19 protein-coding genes are annotated in these 16124 nt (G+C 68.6%); 6 read left to right on the top strand and 13 right to left on the bottom strand.

Annotated features, from left to right (window positions below; genetic code table 11):
* Positions 1–57: 57 nt before the first annotated feature.
* Genes AC5P7F_RS01515 through ccmA form a run of 9 tightly spaced genes read right to left on the bottom strand, consistent with a single transcriptional unit; the run spans position 58 to position 6759 of the window.
* Complete coding sequence (locus tag AC5P7F_RS01515; RefSeq protein WP_164077490.1) at positions 58–1047, bottom strand: c-type cytochrome biogenesis protein CcmI/CycH; 990 nt, start codon at positions 1045–1047, stop codon at positions 58–60.
* Positions 1041–1490, bottom strand: coding sequence for a cytochrome c-type biogenesis protein (locus AC5P7F_RS01510; protein ID WP_049405998.1), 450 nt, complete (start codon positions 1488–1490; stop codon positions 1041–1043). Before AC5P7F_RS01510 ends, AC5P7F_RS01515 begins: the two co-directional genes overlap by 7 nt.
* Positions 1491–1494: 4 nt before the next feature.
* Entirely contained in the window at positions 1495–2112 is a 618-nt protein-coding gene (locus AC5P7F_RS01505) for a DsbE family thiol:disulfide interchange protein (RefSeq protein ID WP_014647766.1), read from the bottom strand.
* A gap of 8 nt (positions 2113–2120) precedes the next feature.
* Complete coding sequence (locus AC5P7F_RS01500) at positions 2121–4040, bottom strand: heme lyase CcmF/NrfE family subunit (RefSeq protein WP_049420105.1); 1920 nt, start codon at positions 4038–4040, stop codon at positions 2121–2123.
* A complete protein-coding gene (gene ccmE, locus AC5P7F_RS01495; RefSeq protein ID WP_014647764.1) occupies positions 4041–4502 on the bottom strand; it encodes a cytochrome c maturation protein CcmE in 462 nt (153 codons plus the stop codon).
* Positions 4499–4687 (bottom strand): heme exporter protein CcmD, encoded by a 189-nt coding sequence (locus AC5P7F_RS01490; protein ID WP_046431684.1) that lies wholly within the window; start codon positions 4685–4687, stop codon positions 4499–4501. Before AC5P7F_RS01490 ends, ccmE begins: the two co-directional genes overlap by 4 nt.
* Positions 4684–5454: a heme ABC transporter permease CcmC gene (ccmC, locus tag AC5P7F_RS01485; protein ID WP_032960090.1), complete on the bottom strand. Its 771-nt coding sequence runs from the start codon at positions 5452–5454 to the stop codon at positions 4684–4686. Before ccmC ends, AC5P7F_RS01490 begins: the two co-directional genes overlap by 4 nt.
* 43 nt (positions 5455–5497) lie before the next feature.
* Positions 5498–6193, bottom strand: coding sequence for a heme exporter protein CcmB (gene ccmB, locus AC5P7F_RS01480; protein ID WP_014647762.1), 696 nt, complete (start codon positions 6191–6193; stop codon positions 5498–5500).
* On the bottom strand, positions 6190–6759 hold the full coding sequence (ccmA, locus tag AC5P7F_RS01475; protein ID WP_414616775.1) for a heme ABC exporter ATP-binding protein CcmA: 570 nt from the start codon (positions 6757–6759) through the stop codon (positions 6190–6192). The genes ccmB and ccmA overlap by 4 nt, the downstream gene beginning before the upstream one ends.
* 238 nt (positions 6760–6997) lie before the next feature.
* On the opposite strand from ccmA, the gene AC5P7F_RS01470 reads away from it, so the two are divergent.
* From AC5P7F_RS01470 to AC5P7F_RS01460, 3 genes are all read left to right on the top strand, one after another.
* The gene (locus tag AC5P7F_RS01470; RefSeq protein WP_032960092.1) at positions 6998–8146 is read left to right on the top strand and encodes a pyridoxal phosphate-dependent aminotransferase; all 1149 of its coding nucleotides are present in this window, start codon (positions 6998–7000) and stop codon (positions 8144–8146) included.
* 14 nt (positions 8147–8160) lie between these two features.
* Positions 8161–8967, top strand: a complete 807-nt coding sequence (locus AC5P7F_RS01465; RefSeq protein WP_053495345.1) for an amidohydrolase — start codon at positions 8161–8163, stop codon at positions 8965–8967.
* Positions 8968–9078: 111 nt separating this feature from the next.
* Entirely contained in the window at positions 9079–9513 is a 435-nt protein-coding gene (locus AC5P7F_RS01460) for a hypothetical protein (protein ID WP_014037831.1), read from the top strand.
* On the opposite strand, the gene AC5P7F_RS01455 is transcribed toward AC5P7F_RS01460, so the two are convergent.
* A complete protein-coding gene (locus AC5P7F_RS01455) occupies positions 9500–10630 on the bottom strand; it encodes an MFS transporter (RefSeq protein WP_164077312.1) in 1131 nt (376 codons plus the stop codon). The genes AC5P7F_RS01460 and AC5P7F_RS01455 overlap by 14 nt on opposite strands.
* A gap of 90 nt (positions 10631–10720) precedes the next feature.
* Here AC5P7F_RS01455 and AC5P7F_RS01450 point away from each other — a divergent pair, with 90 nt between their 5' ends.
* Entirely contained in the window at positions 10721–11509 is a 789-nt protein-coding gene (locus tag AC5P7F_RS01450; RefSeq protein ID WP_069116916.1) for an AraC family transcriptional regulator, read from the top strand.
* A 115-nt stretch (positions 11510–11624) separates the two neighbouring features.
* On the opposite strand, the gene AC5P7F_RS01445 is transcribed toward AC5P7F_RS01450, so the two are convergent.
* From AC5P7F_RS01445 to AC5P7F_RS01435, 3 genes are read right to left on the bottom strand one after another with little or no spacing between them, the layout of a single operon-like run.
* A complete protein-coding gene (locus tag AC5P7F_RS01445; RefSeq protein ID WP_164077313.1) occupies positions 11625–13262 on the bottom strand; it encodes a pseudouridine synthase in 1638 nt (545 codons plus the stop codon).
* Complete coding sequence (gene scpB / locus AC5P7F_RS01440; RefSeq protein WP_014647755.1) at positions 13255–14130, bottom strand: SMC-Scp complex subunit ScpB; 876 nt, start codon at positions 14128–14130, stop codon at positions 13255–13257. Before scpB ends, AC5P7F_RS01445 begins: the two co-directional genes overlap by 8 nt.
* A 13-nt stretch (positions 14131–14143) precedes the next feature.
* Positions 14144–15052: a segregation and condensation protein A gene (locus AC5P7F_RS01435; RefSeq protein WP_014647754.1), complete on the bottom strand. Its 909-nt coding sequence runs from the start codon at positions 15050–15052 to the stop codon at positions 14144–14146.
* 375 nt (positions 15053–15427) lie between these two features.
* Between AC5P7F_RS01435 and AC5P7F_RS01430 the strand changes: the two genes are divergently transcribed.
* Both AC5P7F_RS01430 and AC5P7F_RS01425 read left to right on the top strand, forming a co-directional pair.
* Entirely contained in the window at positions 15428–15727 is a 300-nt protein-coding gene (locus tag AC5P7F_RS01430) for a YciI family protein (protein ID WP_014037825.1), read from the top strand.
* Positions 15724–15999 carry a BolA family protein gene (locus AC5P7F_RS01425; protein WP_014647753.1) on the top strand — a complete coding sequence of 92 codons (276 nt, stop codon included), beginning with the start codon at positions 15724–15726 and terminating at the stop codon, positions 15997–15999. The genes AC5P7F_RS01430 and AC5P7F_RS01425 overlap by 4 nt, the downstream gene beginning before the upstream one ends.
* Positions 16000–16124 lie beyond the last annotated feature (125 nt).

Here is a 16124-nt window from a genome sequence, read left to right as displayed (position 1 = left end):
TCGGCTGCGGTTGAGTTGCCGGCGCCGGGCAGCCGAGCATGGGCTCGGCTCTACAGGTCAAGGGAAGCGCAGCTCCACAACACCGTCGTGGGGCAGGCTTACCTTCACCGGAACGCTCTGCAGGTCGTCCTCGCTGCGGTTGGCGCTGCCGCTGCGCGAGATGCGTGCCACCACTTCCACTTCGCGATGGGCCGACAGCGGTGCGGTCGGCATCGGGCTGTCACCGTCGCCCAGCCCGACCGTGTCTGGGAATCCGCTCAGCGGCAGCTTGCGAGCGGCCACCGGCATCGGCGGGCCGCCGACGGCACGGGCCAGCACGAACACCTGGGTGCTGGCTGGCCACTCGGCGTTCTTCAGTGCCGGCAGCTGCACGCGCACCTGCAGCAGCGCCGGTGGCGCCGCAGCGCCAGCATCGGGCGCCTGGCCAGCGGCCTCGCGCGCGATGGCGATCTGTGCCTGCAGCGCCTGCGCGGCACCCGGCTCCAGTCGTGGCAGCAGGCCGCTCCACACATCCGCGGCCTCGGCGTTCCTTCCGCGCTGGAGCAGGGCGATGCCCAGCAGCCAACTGGCGCGCTCGGCATCGGGAGCCTGTGCGCGCGCCTGCTGCAACCAGGCCATTGCGGTGTCATCGAACTGCTTGCCGGCATCAGCCTGCGCGCGCGCCTGCGCGGCTTCCACCAGCACGCCCGGATCTTCCGGTGCCAATGCGGCGGCCCTCGCGAAGGCATCCGCCGCGGCTGCGGCGTTGCCCAGTTCGGCCTGCGAACGGCCGAGCAATGCCCAGCCGTCGGCACGCTGCGGGTCGCGCTCCAGTGCGTCCTGCAGTGCCTGCACGCCATCGCGCAGGGTGGCTGCCGACGGGGTCGGTTGTACCTGTGCCGCCCTTGGGTCACCGACCAGCAGATACAGGCAGGCACCGGCCACGCCCAGCGCGAGCACGCCGACCACGAAACCGCGCCGACCGCGCTGGCGCAGTGGCCACAGCACCAGCGCTGCCATCAGCGCGGCGACCAGCCCGGCCAGCATCGGCAGCCAATGGTTCACCATTCGTCTCCTTCATCGGCCTTGCCGGCCGGCGCCGCGCCGACGGTGCGTCCACGTCGGCGGACGATGCCCAGCACTACCAGTGCACCGGCGCCGAGCACCAGCAGGGGGCCACCCCACAGCAGCCAGGTGCCCGGCTGCAACGGTGGTTGATAGAGCACGAACTCACCGTAGCGCGCGACCAGGAACTGCTTGATCTGTGCGTCGTCGTGCCCCTGCTGCATCAGCTGCAGCACCTCGCGGCGCAGGTCCTGGGCGATCTGCGCGTTCGAATCGGCCAGCGACTGGTTCTGGCACTGCACGCAGCGCAGCTGCGCGGCCAGGTCATGGAAGCGGCGTTCCTCGGCGTCATCGCGGAACTGCAGCGGCTGCGGATCGTGCAGCGGCTGCTGGGCCAGCGCGGCCAGCGGCAGCGTCAGAAGCAGCAACGCCAGCAGCCAGCGCATGGGCTCAGGGCGCCGTATGCAGGGTGTTGCCGGCACTGCCCTGGGCCTTCTCGATCTTCTGCAGCGCCGGGATCAGCTTCTCGTCGACCACGCGCTGGGTCATCGCACCGCTGTACTTCCAGCGCACGATGCCGCTGCCATCGACCAGGAAGGTTTCCGGTGCGGCGGTCACGCCCCAGTCGATCGCGGTGCGGCCCTCGACATCGCTGAGCACGACCATGAACGGGTTGCCCAGCTGTTCCAGCCAGTGCAGCGCGTCGGTCGGGTCGTCCTTCCAGTTGTAGCCGATCACGCGCACACGCTTGCTTTCCGCGAAGCGGGTCAGCACCGGGTGTTCTTCGCGGCAGGCCGCGCACCAGCTGCCCCACACGTTCAGCAGGTAGGGCGCGCCGCGCAGGTCGTCGCTGTGCACGATCATTTCCGGGTCGTGCAGCACCGGCAGCGCGAATGCCGGCGCCGGTTTGTCGATCAGTGCCGACGGCAGTACGTCGCGCTGCGGATCGCCTGATTTCATCACCCCGTAGATCATCAGCCCGAGCAGGCCGAAGAAGAACAGCACGCCGATCACGATGGCTACCGGCGGCAGCGGGCGGGAGGGACGCGGGGTGGGGGACTCGGACATGGGAACTCCTACGGACGACGGAAACGGCGATCGGCGGCGGTGATGAATCCGCCCAGGGCCATCAACAGCGCGCCCAGCCAGATCCAGCGCACGTACGGCTTGATGTGCACCCGGACCGCCCATGCATTGTTGCCCAGCGGCTCGCCCAATGCCACGTAGACGTCACCATTGAAGCGTGCATCGATGCCGGCCTCGGTCATCACCTGGCCGCCGCTGGCGTACTGGCGCTTCTCCGGGTGCAGCAGGGCCAGCTCGCGGCCGTTGCGGAACACGCGCAGGTGGCCGCGGTCGGCGATGAAGTTCGGGCCTTCGCGATGGTCCACGCCTTCGAAGCGCACTTCGTGGCGACCGACCACCAGCTGCTGGCCTGGTGCCAGCGCCACTTCGCGCTGCACGTTCAGCGCCTCCACCAGCAGCGCGCCGGCCAGGAACACGGCGATGCCGGCGTGGGCGACGATCATGCCGAGCATTTCGGCGGTGAAGCGGCCATTGCCGCGCAGGCGCTGCCAGACGAAGCGTGCGGTGCCGAGCGCGACCCAGGCCGCAGCGGCCACGCCGATGCCGGCCTTCCACCCGTTCTGCGGCGCCTGCCACCAGGCCAGCGCGCCCAGCAGCAGCGCCAGGCCCAGCCACGGTGCCAGCAGCGCGAAGGCGCGCGAGGGCTGGTCACGCTGCCATTTCACCAGCGGGCCGAACGGCAGCAGCAGGATCATCGGCGCCATCAGCAGCAGGAACAGGCTGCCGAAGTAGGGCGGGCCGACCGAGATCTTGCCCAGCGACAGCGCATCGGCCAGCAGCGGGTACAGCGTGCCGAGCAGTACCATCGCACAGGCGGTGGCCAGCAGCAGGTTGTTGGCCAGCAGCAGGGTCTCGCGCGAGGTGGCGGTGAAGCCACGGCGTGGGTCCTCGGCATCCACGCTCAGCTGGCTGGCACGCAGCGCGTACAGCAGCAGGCTGCCACCGACCAGCACCGACAGGAACACCAGGATGAACAAGCCGCGCGAGGGATCGGCGGCGAACGAATGCACGCTGGTCAGCACGCCGGAGCGCACCAGGAACGTGCCCAGCAGCGACAGCGCGAAGGCGGCGATCGCCAGCAGCAGGGTCCAGCTGCCGAAGGTGCCGCGCTTTTCAGTGACGGCCTGCGAATGGATCAATGCCGCACCGACCAGCCATGGCATGAAGCTGGCGTTCTCCACCGGGTCCCAGAACCACCAGCCGCCCCAGCCCAGCTCGTAATAGGCCCACCAGCTGCCCAGCGCGATGCCCAGGGTCAAAAAGCCCCAGGCGACGTTGGTCCATGGCCGCGTCCAGCGCAGCCAGCGTGCGTCGACGCGGCCTTCCAGCAGTGCGGCAACCGCGAAGGCGAACGGCACCGCAAAGCCGACATAGCCCAGGTACAGCATGGGCGGATGGATGATCAGCCCCGGGTCCTGCAGCAGCGGATTGAGGTCGCGGCCTTCCAGCGGTGCTGGGTTCAGGCGCAGGAACGGGTTGGAGGTGAAGATCAGGAAGGCGAGGAAGCCGACGCTGACCACGCCCATCACCGCCAGCACGCGCGCCTGCACCGGTGCCGGCAAGTGCCGCGAGAACAACGCCACCGCGCCGGTCCACAGCGCCAGCACCAGCGCCCACATCAGCAGCGAGCCCTCGTGCGCGCCCCAGACCGCCGAGTAGCGGTAGACCATCGGCAGCAGCGAATTGGAGTTCTCGGCCACGTAGCGCACCGAGAAGTCCTGCTGCACGAACGCGGCGGTCAGTACCGCGAACGCGCCGGCGACCAGCAGCAGCTGCGCGAACGCGGCAGGTCGTGCCACCGCCATCCACGCCGTATTGTTGCGCTGCGCACCGACCAGCGGCAGGCCGGCCTGCAGCAGCGAGGCCAGCAACGCGCACAGCAGCAGGATCTGACCCAGTTCGGGCAGCACTCAGCGCACCTCGGGTGCCGTCACCGGCACGTCGTGCTTGCGATGGGCATCGCCCATCTTGTCGGCCACTTCCTTCGGCACGTACTTCTCATCGTGCTTGGCCAGCACCTCGTCGGCGACAAAGGTGCCGTCCTGCAGGCGGCCGCTGGCGACCACCGCCGTGCCTTCGGCGAACATGTCCGGCAGGATCCGCGACGTGGTCACCGCCAGCTGCGCGTCGCCGTCGGTCACCTCGAAGCGCGCCTCCAGCGAGCCGACCGGTCGGTTGAAGGAACCTTTCACCACCATGCCACCGAGGCGGAAGCGCGACTGTGCATCGACATCGCCGCGCAGCACTTCCGAGGGCGTGTACAGGTAGGCGATGTTGCGCTCCAGTGCCATCGCCACCAGTGCGGTGGCCAGGCCGGAGGCGAGCAGGGCCAGCAGCACCCACACCAGGCGGCGGCGCTGTACCGGGGTCATCGTTCCAGCTCCGTCGACAACGGCGTCGCTGCGTCCTGCCTGCCGGCGCGGGTATGCTGGCGCTGCTGGCGGGCCAGTGCCAGCCGGCGCGCCACGCGCAGGCGCAGCCACGAACCGATGGCATCGGCGCCGAGCACCAGCACGAACACCGCGTAGGCACCGATCACATAGGGCAGGTGGGTCATGGCTGGGCCTCCCGGGCCGGGCGTCCGGCATCGACGCGGCCGCCGACCCAGGCCTTGCCGGCCTCGCGGTCGAGATTGTCGGCGCGGGCCTTGGCCAGCACCGAACCGGCGAACCAGAACTTGGTGCCGATCACCATCCACCACAGCGGCGCGATCATCGCGCTGCTGATCGCCGATTCACCGAATACGTTGATCGACTGGCGCTGGTGCAGGCCGCCCCACCAGTCCACCGAGTAGCGGATCACCGGCAGCAGGCTGACACCGACAATGGCCAGCAGGCCAGCGGCGCGCGCGGCGCTGCGGCGGTCCTCGATGGCGTGGTACAGGCCGATCACGCCCAGGTACAGGAACAGCAGTACCAGTTCGCTGGTCATGCGCGGGTCCCAGTCCCACCAGGTGCCCCAGGTGCCCTTGCCCCAGATGCTGCCGGTCAACAGGGTGATCAGGGTGAAGCCGGCGCCCATCGGCGCGCAGGCCATGGCCAGGATCTCGCAGACCTTGATCCGCCAGACCAGTGCGATGGCCGCATACAGCGCCATCAGCGCGAAGACGAACAGGCTCATCCAGGCACTGGGCACGTGGATGTAGAGGATGCGGAAGCTGTCCAGCTGCTTGGCTTCCGGTGGCACCACCAGCAGCGCCTGCCACATGCCGACCAGCAGCACCGGCACCGCCGCGAGGTAGAACACCCGCGACCAGCGGGCAGCGAAACGGTCGAACGTGGGGGGCGAACCGAGTTGGTGGAACCAGCGGACAATCGGATTCATGCGTGGCGGCTATCCAGCAGGGGTGGATTGGCTCTCAGCTCGGTCAACTCAGAGAAATACGTATTGCAGCGGCAGTGGCCAGCGGCGCCAGCACCAGCGCGACCAGCAGGCCGGCGCCCAGCATCAGCAGCGCACCGACCGGATCCTGTCCGCGTCCGGCTGCCGCCAGGCTGCCTGCGCCGAACACCAGCACCGGCACGTACAGCGGCAACGACAGCAGCGCCACGAGAATACCAGAGCGTCGGATGCCTACGGTCAGCGCGGCGACCACGCCACCGATCAGGCTCAGCAACGGCGTGCCCAGCAGCAACGATGCCAGCAACATCGGCAGCTGGTCATGCGGCAGATGCAGCATTTCGGCCAGCAGCGGGCTGACCACGATCAGCGGCAGCGCAGTGGTGGCCCAATGCAGCAGCACGCGCACCAGCACCAGCCAGGCCAGCGGCACCGGCGCCAGCAGCCATTGTTCCAGCGAGCCATCCTCGGCGTCGGAGCGGAACAGCGAATCCAGCGACAGCTGTCCGGCCAGCAGCACGGCCAGCCACAGCACTGCACCGGCGGTGGCGGCCAACAGCTGTGGTTCGCGGCCCTGGGCCAGGGCGAACAGCACCACCACCAGCACCGCGAACAGCAGCGGTTGCAGCGCATCGCCGCGGCGGCGCCAGAGCAGGCGCAGGTCGCGCCTGAGCAGGGCGCCTGCGGTCTGCCACAGGCCCGGTTCGGTGCCCGGCGCGATCACGCGGCACCGCCGAGGTCGAGCTGGCGGGTGCGCACCGGCGGTGCGGCATAGGCACCGTGGGTGGTGACCAGCGCAGCGCCACCGGCGCGCAGGTGCGCCGAAATCATCCGGTTGACCAGGGTGATGCCCTCCAGGTCGAGGTTGGCATAGGGTTCGTCCAGCAGCCACAACGGTGCCGGCGACAGCCAGATGCGCGCCAGTGCCAGCCGCCGCTTCTGTCCGGCCGACAGATGCCGTACCAGGGTGTCCTCATAACCGGCCAGGCCGACGATGGCCAGCGCGTTGCCGGGCATCTGCCGCGCACGCCGTCCGTGCAGGCCGCACAGGAAATGCAGGTTTTCCAGCGTGCCGAGGTCCGGTTTCAGCGCTGGCAGGTGGCTGAGGTAGGCGACATAGCGCGCGCGCTCGGCATTGCTGGCCGGCTTGCCGTCGATCCGCACCTGGCCGGCACCGGGCCGGGCCAGGCCGGCCAGCACGCGCAGCAGGGTGGTCTTGCCGGCGCCATTGCCGCCCTGCACCAGCAGGGCTTCGCCGGCGTCCACATGGAAGTCCAGCGGGCCGAACACCGGCTCGTCATTGCGGGAGAAGCTCAGGCCGCTGGCAGCCAGCAATGCAGGGGTGTTCAAGGGGCAAAGGTCTTCATGCCGGAGTGCGGCGGCAATTGTAGCGGTGAATTCACAGGGTAGTGCCGGCCGCTGGCCGGCAATTTCGCCATCTGCCAGCCGAGGTTGCCGGCCGGCGGCCGGCACTACCGACGCGCGGATTGCGTAAACTCGCAGGTCTGTTCCCCCACAGCCCAGGCCGATGCAACCCACCACCAAGCTGCCCAAGGTCGGTACCACGATCTTCACCGTGATGTCCCAGCTCGCCGCCGAACACGGCGCGGTCAACCTGGGCCAGGGTTTCCCGGACTTTTCGGCGCCGCAGCGCCTGATCGACGAGACCGCCAGGGCGATGGCCGCCGGGCTGAACCAGTACCCGCCGATGACCGGCGTGGCGCCGCTGCGCCAGGCCATCGCACAGAAGGTGCTGGACTGCTACGGCGCGCAGGTCGATGCGGACAGCGAGATCACCGTCACCAGCGGTGGCACCGAGGCCATCTTCAACGCCATCCACGCCGTGGTGCGTGCCGGCGAGGAAGTGATCGTGCTGGACCCGGCGTATGACTGCTACGAACCGGCGATCGACCTGGCCGGTGCCAGGGCCGTACATGTGTCGCTCGATCCGCAGACGTTCGCGGTCGATTGGGACCGCGTGCGCGCAGCGATCACCCCGCGCACCCGCATGCTGATCGTCAACACCCCGCACAATCCGTCCGGCGCGATGCTGTCGGCGCAGGACATGCAGGCGCTGGCCGAACTGCTGCGCGGCACGCAGATCTACCTGATCTCCGATGAGGTGTACGAACACATCATCTACGACGGCCGTCGCCATGAATCGGCGCTGCGCTACCCGGAACTGCGCGAGCGCGCGTTCGTCATCTCCAGCTTCGGCAAGACCTACCACTGCACCGGCTGGAAGATCGGCTATGCGATCGCCCCGCCGGCGCTGACCGCCGAGTTCCGCAAGGTGCACCAGTACAACACCTTCACCAGCTTCGGCCCGGCGCAGCATGGCTTCGCCGCGATGATCCGCGACGAACCCGAACACCACCTGGAACTGGGCGCGTTCTACCAGGCCAAGCGCGACCGCTTCCGCGAGCAGCTGGCCGGTACCCGCCTGAAGGCGCTGCCGGTGCCGGGCGGCTACTTCCAGCTGGTCGACTATTCGGCGATCAGCGACCTGCCGGACCATGAGTTCGTGAAGTGGCTGACCATCGAGAAGGGCGTCACCGCCATTCCGCTGTCGCCGTTCTATGAGACTCCGCCGGCCGGCCAGCGCCTGGTGCGCCTGTGCTTTGCCAAGAACGAAGCGACCATGGACGCGGCGATCGAACGCCTGCGCCTGCTGTGAGCGGAGACACGGACATGCAGGACCTGCGCATTTCCCTCGTCCAGGGCGACACCCGCTGGCATGACCCGGCCGGCAACCGCGCCTACTACGGTGCGTTGCTGGCACCGCTGGCCGGCAGTACCGACCTGGTGATCCTGCCGGAGACCTTCACCAGTGGCTTCTCCAACGACGCCATCGCCCAGGCCGAAGGCATGGACGGGCCGACCGTGGCCTGGGTGCGCGAACAGGCCAAGGTCTTGAACGCGGCAGTGATCGGCAGCGTGCAGCTGCGCGAGGGCAACGGCGTCTACAACCGCCTGCTGTTCGCAACGCCAGAGGGCGGCCTGCAGTACTACGACAAGCGCCACCTGTTCCGCTACGGCGGCGAGCACGAGCGCTATGCCGCCGGCCGTGAGCGCCTGAGCGTGGAATGGAAGGGCTGGCGGATCAATCCGCAGGTCTGCTACGACCTGCGTTTCCCGGTGTTCTGCCGCAACCGCTACAACGTCGAACGCCCGCAGCAGCTGGATTTCGACCTGCAGATCTTCGTCGCCAACTGGCCGTCGGCGCGCGCCTATGCATGGAAGACCCTGCTGCGTGCGCGGGCGATCGAGAACCTGTGCTTCGTGGCGGCGGTGAACCGCGTCGGCGTGGACGGCAACCAGCTGCACTACGCCGGCGACAGCGCGGTGATCGACTTCCTCGGCCAGCCGCAGGTGGAGATCCGCGAACGCGAACAGGTGGTGACCACCACCCTTTCCGCCGAAGCACTGGCTGCACATCGCGCGCGTTTCCCTGCGATGCTCGATGCTGATGCCTTCCATCTGGACGAGCAGGCCTGAAACAGCACGACGGCGGCTGAATGCCTGCCACGCAGCGCGCGCGCCTGCATCCAGCGTGCACGCGCGCGCTGCTAGATTCGCCGGCAGTCCGACCGAACTGGAAGTCCTGCCATGAACAAGCCCTTCGCCCTGCTGCTGGCCCTGTCCGCTGCTACGCTGGCCCCGGCCGCGCACGCCGCCGGCAACCTCGATTGCCAGCTGCGCTACAACCTGTCCGGCTGGTCACTGATCTACAAGACCGCTTCCGGCAACGGCACGGTCAGCTGCAGCAACGGCACCAGCCTGCCGGTGCGTATCGAAGTGAAGGGCGGCGGCCTGACCGTGGGCAAGTCGAAGATCACCAATGGCCGTGGCAGCTTCACCGGCGCTGTCAGCGTCAACGAGCTGCTGGGCACCTACGCCTCGGTTGGCGCGCATGCGGGTGCCGTGAAGTCCAGCAACGCGCAGGTGATGACCAAGGGCGACATCTCGCTGGCCCTGTCCGGCACCGGCAAGGGCTGGGATCTGGGCGTGGACGGCGCCGCCTTCACCATCAGCCGGCGCTGAGCCGTGCCGGCCGCTGCAGCCACAGGGCAAGCACGCCGCACACGATGAGTGTCGGCGCCAGCAGTTGCAGTGCGCCGACCACGGCCATCGCCACGCCGATCAACAGGTAGTAGAGCAGGCCGAACAGGGCGCCGGCGCTGCCCAGGCAGTGCGGGTATCCGCGGAGGGCCTGGCCCAGCACATTGGGAATGGCCAGGCCGAACCCGGCCACTACCGGTACCATCGCCGCGACCAGTGCCGGCTGATTGTGCAGCAAGGCAGCCAACAGCCCACCGGCCAGCACCAGCCCTGCGGCGAGCCGGATGCGCGTGGCGGAGGCAACGCCTGCGCGCAGCAGGCGAGCATTGCCCCATGCACCCAGCGCCGAGCCGAGCGCCAGCAGCGCGCCGCTGGCACCGAACCAGGCCAGCGGCCAGTGCAGGCGTTCGAATACGAACGGGCCCAGCGCGTACCAGCTGTACATCGCCACGTTGAACGCCATCACCAGCAGCGCCTGTGACCAGATCCAGCGATCACGCAGCAGTTGCCACAACAGTGGAAGCATGGGGGTGTGCGCGACTTCCGCAGGGCGGCTCTCGCGCAGGCCCGTTGCGCATCCGAGCATCAGCAGGCTGACCATCAGCAGCAGGCCGGCCTGAACGCCGGCATAGCCATGGCTGTCCACCAGCAGCACACCCAGTGCCAGCCCGAACGCCGGGCTCAAGGCCAGCGCCATGCCGATCCACGAGAACGCCTGCGCCAACGCCGGACCCTTCAGGTGATCGCGCAGTACGGTCTGGGTTACCACCGAGGCCGCCGCCGCACCCAGTGCGGCCAGTGCCTGCGCCAGCAGGACCTGGCCGAACGTGCTGGCCAGCAGGCCGCCGCAGGCGGCCAGTACGAACATGGCCAGGCCGCAGAGCAGGGCAGGGCGACGACCGACATGGTCGGCCAGCCGTCCCCATAGCAGGACACCGGCGGCAAAACCGAACAGGTACAGGCTCATGGCCTGGCTGGCGGCGCCGGGGGGCAGTGCGAAGCGCCCGGCGAGGTCGGCCAGGGCCGGGCTGTACAGGGTCTGCGCCAACTGGGGGAACATCAGCAGCGCGATGGTGAGCAACAACAGGCGACGCGACATGCGGGTGCTCCGCAAACAGGGCCGCGTATTGTGGTGGCCGGCGGAGTGGCGCACTCTGTCGGTCCGGACAGGAAATGGATGAAATCGGACATGGCGTGGCTGCAACCGGATGCGCACTTCGATGCGGATGCCTGGAGCGCACCGGTGCTGGGCATCGCGTCGTCGCTGGCCGATCATGATTCGGGTTGGCACCAGCACGCGCGCGCGCAGTTGCTGTACACCCGGCGGGGCTGCACGCGGCTGACCTTCGGCGACCGCATCAGCCTGCTGCCGCCCTCGCGCGCGGCATGGATTCCCGGCGGCCTGCGCCATCGCGCACAGATGCGCCAGGCCGTGGACTACCGCTCGCTGTATTTCGATGCCACGTTGTCGGCACGGCTGCCGCAGCAGCCGGCGATCATCGGCGTCGGTCCCCTGCTGCAGGCATTGCTGGAACCGATCGCGCAGGCGCCGTTCGACCATGACTGGCGGGCGCCACGCGCGCACCATCAATTGGCGTTGTGCGTGCTGGAGATCGCCGCCGCACCGGTGGCGCCGATGGACCTGCCGCTGCCACGCGATCCACGCATCGCGCGCTGCCTGCCGCTGGCCGAGCAGTTGCCGCCTGAACTGGGTGAGCTCGCTGCGCGTGCGGGCCTGAGCGTGCGCACGGTCGGCCGGTTGATGCAACGCGACACCGGCATGGGCTACCAGGCCTGGCGCCAGCAATGGCGCCTGATGCGCGCCATGGAGCTGCTGCTGCTTGGCCATCGCATCGGGCACGTTGCGCAGGACACTGGTTTTTCCGCCGAGAGTCCGTTCATCGCCTTTTTCCGCAGCATGACCGGTACCACGCCCGCCGCTTTCCAGCGCCACGCAAAAGGGGACGGAGGGGATTAAGTCGCTTTCGCCCTTCGACGCACAGCGTGGCGAAAACGACTTAATCCCCTCCGTCCCCTTTTCAAAGAAAAACCCCGGCCGGAGCCGGGGTTCTGCATTTCAACGTGGCTGCCGATCAGCCGCCGCGCGGGCCGCTGCGGCGCGGGCCGCCGGGACCGCGGTTGCCACCGGGGCCGCCCGGGCCTCGGTTGCCACCCGGACCACCGGGACCACGGTTACCACCCGGGCCACGGTGGTTGCCACCGCCCGGACCGCGACCGCCCGGACGGGCGCCCTGTGCCGGCTTCGGGCTGCCATACGGGTTGAAGCCCGGCGTGGCGTGGTCGGACGGGAAGCTCGGCGCGTTGCCCGGATGACCGTACGGGTGCTTGTTGCCCTGGCCCTGCGAGCGGTTGCCGCCACCGGCCGGACGACCCTGGCCGCCTGCGCCGCCACGGCCTTCACCACCAAAGCCGCCACGGCCCTGGCCGCCACCGGCACCTGCGCCCGGGCCCTTCGGCTTGCCGTACGGACGGCCCTGGCCGCCTGCACCCGGACCACGGGCACCGGGGCCGCGTGCGCCCGGGCCGGCGTTGCGATGGCCGCTCGGGCCGGTGCTCACGCCATCCGGCACGTACCAGGTGCGGAACGCGGCCGGATTGCCTTCCGGCAGCGAACGATCATTCTTCGGCGCGCGCTGCTTGAACGGCTTCTGCGACTGCTTGGCTGCCGCTTCACCACTGACCGTCAGGCCGCCCTTGAAGCCGCCACCCTTGCCGCCGCGACCACGGCCGCGGTCTTCGCGGACGTTGTCGAAACGACGCAGCTCGCGGCCTTCGTCGGCGGTGTTGTGGCCGTTGACGTAGGCGTTGCCACGGCCACCTTCGCGCACGCGCACGGTGGTCTTGGCCGCGCGGCGCTGGCCGATCACCGGCTGCAGCGTCAGTGCCGACGGTGCGCCTTCTTCCAGCTTCAGCTGGGCGCGCAGGGCTTCAACCTGCGTGGTGCCCAGTTCCACCGAATGGCCACGGGCCAGTTCGCGCGGCAGGCTCACCTTGCCATAGCGGGTGCGCTTCAGGCGGCTGACCTGGCAGCCCTGCGACTCCCACAGCCGGCGCACTTCGCGGTTGCGGCCTTCCTTTACCACGACGCGGAACCAGTCGTGCGAATCGGTGCCGCCGATGCGTTCGATCTCATCGAACTTGGCCGGGCCGTCTTCCAGCGCGACGCCACGGGTGAGGCGGTCGACGATGGCGTCAGAGACCTTTTCCTCGCCCTCCGGCGCACGCACGCGCACCACGTACTCGCGCTCGACCTCGAACGACGGGTGCATCATGGCGTTGGCCAGCTCACCGTCGGTGGTGGCCAGCAGCAGGCCGGTGGTGTTGATGTCCAGGCGGCCGATGGCGATCCAGCGCGCGCCCTTCAGCGGCGGCAGCGACTCGAACACGGTCGGGCGGCCTTCCGGATCATCGCGGGTGGTCACTTCGCCTTCCGGCTTGTTGTAGACCAGCACGCGCGACGGCTCGGCCAGGGCGGTGGCGACGAAGCCGCGGCCATCCAGTTCGATCTTGTCGCCGCTCTTGACCGACATGCCGGTCTGCGCGACTTCACCGTTGACCTTGACCAGGCCTTCGGCGATGCGCTGTTCCAGCGCGCGGCGCGAGCCGAGGCCGGCCTGTGCGAGCACCTTGTGCAGGCGTTCTTCCAGCTTGAACTGTTCGGAGGTGGCTTCGCGCTTCAGCGAGAGCTTGTTACGGGGGGTGTCACTCATCAGTTTTGCTCCGGCCGACGGTTTCGAGGTCGGCCTCTGGTTCGGAATCGGCTTGGTCAACAGCCACGGTCGTCATCGCGACGGCGTTGTCTTCGCGTTCGTTCAGGGGCACCGCGCGCTCGCCCGGCGCGGAATCGGGGTGCCCATCATCGAGGGGCGAAGGTGCTTGCTCATCGGTGGCCGACGCAGGGGCTGCATCGGCGGAATCGGGGGTGTCACTGCCGGCCAGGCTGGCATCATCGTTCGCGGCAGCGCCATCGGCGCCGGCCGAGATGTCCGGACCCTCGGCACCGGCGACGGCCGGCGCATCGCGGTCCAGGGCAAGCTGCGGTTCCAGCTCGCCCAGGTCCTTCAGCTCCGACAGCGGCGGCAGTTCGTCCAGCCGCTTCAGCCCGAAGTAGTCCAGGAAGCCCTTGGTGGTGCCGAACAGCGCCGGTTTGCCGGGCACGTCGCGGTGGCCGACCACGCGGATCCACTCGCGTTCTTCCAGCGCCTGGATGATGTTGCTGCTGACCGCCACGCCGCGCACCTGTTCGATCTCGCCGCGGGTGATCGGTTGCCGGTAGGCGATCAGCGCCAGGGTTTCCAGGGTGGCACGGGTGTAGCGGGTCTTGCGTTCGGTCCACAGCCGGCTGATCCAGCCATGCACTTCGCCGGTGACCTGGTAGCGGAAGCCGGAGGCGACCTCGACCAGTTCCACGCCGCGGCCTTCGCAGGCCTCGCGCAGGCGTTCCAGCGCACGTTCGATGCTGCCCGGCGGTGCCGGTTCCTCTTCCGGGAACAGGTCCTTCAGCTGGGCCAGGGTGAGCGGCTGGCTGGAAGCCAGCAGGGCACCCTCGACAATGCGGTTGATCAGCGATTGATCCATCGGCAGTCAGCGCTCACTCGTCTGCATTGGCGTCGTCGTCGTTGTCGTCGAACTCGCTGCTGAACTGCAGCGGGGCATTGGTGTTGCCGGCCGCCAGCGACTTCACGTAGATCGGCGCCAGCGGTTCTTCCTGGACGATGTCCAGCAGCTGTTCCTTGGCCAGCTCCAGCACCGCCAGGAACGTGACCAGCACGCCCAGCTTGCCTTCTTCGGCGGTGAACAGCCCTTCAAAACGATAGAACTTGCCATCTTCCAGGCGTCCCAGCACTTCGCCCATGCGTTGCCGCACGCTCAGTGCCTCACGCTTGATGGCGTGGCCGCTGAACAGCTCGGCGCGCTTGAGCACGTCGTGCAGGGCCAGCAGCATTTCCTTCAGGTCCACCGGCGGCGGCAGCTTCACCGTGGCACGTTCGGGCATGAAGGCATGTGCCACGGTGGTATCGCGGTCCTGGCGGGGCAGGGCGTCGATGTTCTCGGCGGCCTGCTTGAAGCGTTCGTACTCCTGCAGCCGGCGCACCAGTTCGGCGCGCGGGTCGGCTTCATCGCCTTCCTCGCTGACCGGGCGCGGCAGCAGCATCCGCGACTTCACCTCGGCCAGGATCGCGGCCATCACCAGGTATTCGGCCGCCAGCTCGAAGCGCAGCTCGCGCATCACGGTGATGTACTCCACGTACTGCCGGGTGATCTCGGCAACGGGAATGTCCAGTACATCCAGGTTCTGGCGGCGGATCAGGTACAGCAGCAGGTCCAGCGGGCCTTCAAAGGCATCCAGGATGACTTCCAGCGCGTCCGGCGGGATGTACAGGTCCTGCGGAATCTGCAGGACCGGTTGCCCATGCACCACGGCCAGCGGCATTTCCTGCTGCTGGGGGGCGGGCGGCCGGGTTGGCGGGTTCGCGTCGAGCGCGAGTTCGGAAGTCATCTAATGGAGATCAGGATTGCAACGGACCAGTCGCGGCACCGGGTTCGCCGGGCCAACGCCACGGAGCCCCAAGGCGCCAGACACGCCGGGATCGGCGCGATTCCACACATATCAAACAGCGGGACGCGCCGCGGTAAACGGCAGCGACAGAACTACGGGGAGGTCGTCTACGTGGCCCGGCCGGGTGGTCCGGTTTGAAGCAGCGGGACGGTCGTCGGGGGCTGCGTTGGCCGCAAAAACCGACGGGCCGCTGCATCCAGCCACGTGCAATGGAGTCTAGGGTAAGCCTTTGCCGCGCCAGTGTCCAGCCGGACCGGGGCGGGGGCTGCATTGGCTAGAATCTGCGGACCCGACAACGCAAGCGAGGAAATGCCGGTGTGGTATGTGATCGAAGGGTATGACGGCCAGGATGTGCTGGCGCAGCGGCTGCAGGCGCGGCCGGAACACCTGGCGCGGCTGCACGCGCTGCGCGACGAGGGACGCCTGCTGCTGGCCGGCCCGTGCCCGGCGGTGGACAGTGAAGACCCGGGCCCGGCCGGTTTCAGCGGCTCGGTGGTGATCGCGCAGTTCGAGTCGTTGCCGCAGGCCCAGGCCTGGGCCGATGCCGACCCGTACGTGGCTGCCGGCGTCTACACCCGCGTGCAGGTACGCCCGTTCCGCAAGGTCCTGCCGTGAACGCGGAACGGATCGAGCGGATCCGTGATGCGCTGCAGCAGGCGCTGGCACCCAGCGTGCTCGAGATCGAGGATGACAGCCACCGCCATGCCGGCCATGCCGGCGCGCGCGACGGGCGCGGCCATTTCAACGTCCATGTGGTGAGTGAACGCTTCGCCGGACTGGCTCCGTTGGCCCGGCATCGCGCGGTCTATGCCGCGCTGGGGTCGATGATGGACACCGATATCCACGCGCTGTCCATCCGCGCACATACCCCGTCAGAACAGGGCTGAGCCCTTGTCCCGCACTGTCCTGGCGGGTCCGCAAGGGCCTGGCCACGGACAGGTTTTCATGTCCATTTCGGGACATTCGCCTAACGGACTGTTTACAAGCCCAGATGGAAACGCTTACATTCCGC

Source organism: Stenotrophomonas sp. YJH_SMC_105-26 (genome assembly GCF_059368915.1).
This window is presented reverse-complemented; position numbering and strand designations above follow the sequence as displayed.

Coding starts and splice junctions, on each gene's coding strand:
- AC5P7F_RS01515 (WP_164077490.1), bottom strand. CDS start 1,047: ATGGTGAACCATTGGCTGCCGATGCTGGCCGGGCTGGTCGCCGCGCTG.
- AC5P7F_RS01465 (WP_053495345.1), top strand. CDS start 8,161: ATGCAGGACCTGCGCATTTCCCTCGTCCAGGGCGACACCCGCTGGCAT.
- AC5P7F_RS01445 (WP_164077313.1), bottom strand. CDS start 13,262: ATGAGTGACACCCCCCGTAACAAGCTCTCGCTGAAGCGCGAAGCCACC.
- AC5P7F_RS01460 (WP_014037831.1), top strand. CDS start 9,079: ATGAACAAGCCCTTCGCCCTGCTGCTGGCCCTGTCCGCTGCTACGCTG.
- ccmE (WP_014647764.1), bottom strand. CDS start 4,502: ATGACCCCGGTACAGCGCCGCCGCCTGGTGTGGGTGCTGCTGGCCCTG.
- scpB (WP_014647755.1), bottom strand. CDS start 14,130: ATGGATCAATCGCTGATCAACCGCATTGTCGAGGGTGCCCTGCTGGCT.
- AC5P7F_RS01435 (WP_014647754.1), bottom strand. CDS start 15,052: ATGACTTCCGAACTCGCGCTCGACGCGAACCCGCCAACCCGGCCGCCC.
- ccmC (WP_032960090.1), bottom strand. CDS start 5,454: ATGAATCCGATTGTCCGCTGGTTCCACCAACTCGGTTCGCCCCCCACG.
- AC5P7F_RS01450 (WP_069116916.1), top strand. CDS start 10,721: ATGGCGTGGCTGCAACCGGATGCGCACTTCGATGCGGATGCCTGGAGC.
- AC5P7F_RS01490 (WP_046431684.1), bottom strand. CDS start 4,687: ATGACCCACCTGCCCTATGTGATCGGTGCCTACGCGGTGTTCGTGCTG.
- AC5P7F_RS01470 (WP_032960092.1), top strand. CDS start 6,998: ATGCAACCCACCACCAAGCTGCCCAAGGTCGGTACCACGATCTTCACC.
- AC5P7F_RS01455 (WP_164077312.1), bottom strand. CDS start 10,630: ATGTCGCGTCGCCTGTTGTTGCTCACCATCGCGCTGCTGATGTTCCCC.
- AC5P7F_RS01510 (WP_049405998.1), bottom strand. CDS start 1,490: ATGCGCTGGCTGCTGGCGTTGCTGCTTCTGACGCTGCCGCTGGCCGCG.
- AC5P7F_RS01505 (WP_014647766.1), bottom strand. CDS start 2,112: ATGTCCGAGTCCCCCACCCCGCGTCCCTCCCGCCCGCTGCCGCCGGTA.